General features: G+C 71.4%; 1 protein-coding gene. It reads left to right on the top strand.

From position 1 onward, the window contains the following. The coding region (locus tag LCH29_RS43625) for an SDR family NAD(P)-dependent oxidoreductase (RefSeq protein ID WP_446467230.1) at positions 1-3,586 on the top strand (3,586 nt) is incomplete at both ends.

Genomic DNA, 3,586 nt, shown 5'->3' on the forward strand with positions numbered 1-3,586 from the left:
CGCGCACAGGCCGGCCGCCTCGCATCCTTCCTCGACGAGCGGGGACCGCAGGATCGGTCCCCGGTCGACGTGGGCTTCTCGCTGGCGACGACCCGCGCGGCCCTCGAACACCGCGCCGTCGTACTCGGCACCCACGGCGCGGCCCTGCACACCGGCACGATTCGCCTGTCCGACGGAACCGTGCTGTCCGCCGAGGCCGACGAGACCGGGGCGGCCGACCCGGACACCTTCGTGGTGACCGGAGCGGTCAGCAAGGGCCGCACGGCCTGGATGTTCACCGGACAGGGCAGCCAGCGCATCGGCATGGGCCGCGAACTCTACGACCGGTTCCCGGTGTTCGCCCAGACCCTGGACGAGGTGTGCGCCCATCTGAACACCGAGCTGGAAGGCGCCGCCGGGTTCGACGCCCCACTGCGGGACGTACTGTTCGCAGCCGAGGGCTCCGCCGAGGCGGCGCTGCTGGACCGTACCGGCTATGCCCAGCCCGCCCTGTTCGCGGTGCAGGTCGCGCTCGTGGAGCTGCTGCGCTCGTGGGGTATGCGGCCGGACCTGCTGCTCGGCCACTCGATCGGTGAGTTCGCCGCCGCCTACGCGGCCGGGGTGTTCTCATCGGCCGACGCCGCGCGGCTGGTCGCCGCCCGGGCCCGTTTGATGCAGGCCCTGCCTGGCGGGGGAGCGATGGCCGCCATCCAGGCCACCGAGACCGACGTACTGGAAATCCTGAACGGCCTCGCCGGAGCAGGCCAGGTCGCGATCGCCGCCGTCAACGGCCCCTCGGCGACCGTGATCTCCGGTGCCGAGGACATCGTGGCGCAAGCGATGGACATCGCGCGCGGGCGAGGGCACCGCGTCTCCCGGCTGCGAGTGAGCCACGCGTTCCACTCGCCCCTGATGCGGCCGATGCTCGACGAGTTCGCCCAGGTCGCCGCCGGGATCACCTACCACGATCCCCATACGCGAGCGATCAGCACGGTCACCGGCGAGCCGGTGACCGCAGAGGAGTGGGCTACCCCGGAGTACTGGGTCCGCCAGGTGCACCGGCCGGTGCGTTTTCACGCTGCGCTGACGACCGCGACGGCCGAACAGGGAGCGTCCAGGCTGCTGGAGCTCGGCCCCGATCCGGTGCTCACCGGGCTGGCTCGGTCCGAGGCGGACACCGCTGCGGCGGTGTCAGTGCTACGAAAGGGCCGCGCCGAGCCCGAGACGCTCATGGCGGCGGTGTCGGAGCTGTTCGTCCGCGGAGCGCGGGTCGACTGGGCCGCCGTGTTCGCCGGGACCGGCGCCCAGCGGGTGGATCTGCCGACGTACGCCTTCCAGCGGCAGCGGTTCTGGCTGCCGGACCGGGAGCTTCCACCGGAAGCTGCCGTGGAGTCCGGCAGGACCGAACAGCGGTTCTGGGACCTGGTCGAGCAGGGCGATGCGGAGTCCCTGGCCGGGCAGTTGGGGGTGGAGCCGGCCACGCCTTTGGACACCGTGCTGCCGGTGCTCTCGGACTGGCGCCTGCGGCACCGCGAGGAGTCGCTGCTCTCGGGCTGGCGGTACCGGGTGCAGTGGAAGCCCGTGACAGTGGCGGCGACGAACCGGCTGCGGGGCGTTTGGCTGGTGGCCGTCCCGGACCGGGCGGACGACGACTTCACGGACCAGTGCGTGCGGACGCTGCGCATCGCGGGCGCTCGGACGACCGTCGTGCCGGTGGCCGCCGACGATACGCGCGAGTCCCTGGCCGCGAAGATCCGAGCCGAGGACACCGAGACGGTGGTGGGCGTCGTGTCCTTGGCGGGCTCGACCGCCGCGACGTTGACCTTGGTGCAGGCGCTGGGGGATTCCGGCATCGCGGCACGTGTGTGGTGTGTGACGCGTTCGGCGGTGTCGGTGGCTTCTGGCGAGCGGCTGCTGAATCCGGTGGGAGCTCAGTTGTGGGGCCTCGGCCGGACGGTGGCGTTGGAGCAGCCGGAGCGGTGGGGCGGTCTGGTCGATGTGCCGGAGGACGCCGACGAGCACAGCTTGACGCGGCTGGTGTCCGTGCTCGCGGCGTCCGGTGGCGAGGATCAGGTGGCCGTACGGCCTTCGGGGGTGTTCGCGGCCCGGCTGGTACGGGACGGGGCCGGTGCCGCGCGGGGAGAGAGCTGGGAGCCGCGTGGCACGGTGCTGGTGACCGGTGGTACGGGCGCCCTGGGCGGGCTGGTGTCACGCTGGCTGGCTGCTCGGGGTGCTGAGCGGCTGCTGCTGGTGTCCCGTCGGGGTGCCGAGGCGCCCGGCGCGGACGAACTGCGCCGCGAGCTGGCGGACTTGGGCGCCGATGTCGCGTTCGCGGCCTGTGACGTCGGCGACCGCGAGGCCGTACGGGCGGTGCTGGACGGTATCCCGGAAGAGGCACCGCTGACCGGAATCGTTCACACTGCCGGGATCCTCGATGACGGTGTGGTGGAGGGGCTGACCCCGGAACGGCTGGCACGCGTGCTGGCGGCGAAGGCGGACGCCGCGCGCCATCTGCACGACCTGACGGCCGATCGTGACCTCGACGCCTTCGTCCTGTTCTCGTCCATCGCCGGTGTGGTGGGGAACGTGGGTCAGGCGGCCTACGGCGCCGCCAACGCGTACGTGGATGCTCTGGCGCAACACCGCCGCGGTCTGGGGCTGGCGGCCACGTCGGTGGCCTGGGGGCCGTGGGGCGGCGATGGCATGGCCGCCGACGGCGTGGCGGCGGAGCACTTCCGCCGTCTGGGTGTGCGCGTACTGGACCCGGACCGGGCCATCGCAGCGCTGCAGCAGGTGCTCGGTGACGGCCGGGTGTGCCAGACCGTGGTCGACGTCGACTGGGAACGCTTCGCGGCCGCCATGACGTTCACCCGCCCCAGCGCCTTGATCGGCGATCTGCCCGAGGTGGCCGCTGCGCGTACCCCCGCCGCCGATCTCGGAGCCGGGGACGACGGCGAGCTGGCGCGGCGGCTGCGTGGCCGTTCGGCGGCCGAGCAGGACCGAATGCTGCTGACACTGGTCCAGTCCCAGGTCGCCACCGTGCTCGGGCACTCCTCGTCCGCGACGATCGACCCCGGGCGAGCGTTCAAGGACCTTGGCTTCGACTCCCTCACAGCGGTCGACCTGCGCAACCGGCTGACCAACGCCACCGCCCTGCCACTGCCCGCCACTTTGGTCTTCGACCACCCGACCCCGTCCGCGCTGGCAGGGTTCCTGCGCGAACAGGTGGTGGGGGAGACATCCGGACCGGACATCACCCCTACGCCGCACGCTCCCGCTCATGCGTCCGACGACGCCGAAGATCCGATCGCGGTTGTGGGTATGGGGTGCCGTTTTCCGGGTGGTGTGGTCTCTCCTGAGGGTTTGTGGGAGATGTTGGTTTCGGGTGGTGATGGGCTTTCGGAGTTCCCAATGGACAGGGGGTGGGATCTGGAGGGTCTGTTTGATCCCGGTCCGGGGCGTGTGGGTGGGTCGTATGTGCGTGTGGGTGGGTTCGTTCGGGATGTGGCGGAGTTTGATGCGGAGTTGTTTGGGATTTCGCCGCGTGAGGCGTTGGCGATGGATCCGCAGCAGCGGTTGTTGTTGGAGACGTCGTGGGAGGCGTTGG

The organism is Streptomyces sp. BRA346, from assembly GCF_052851135.1.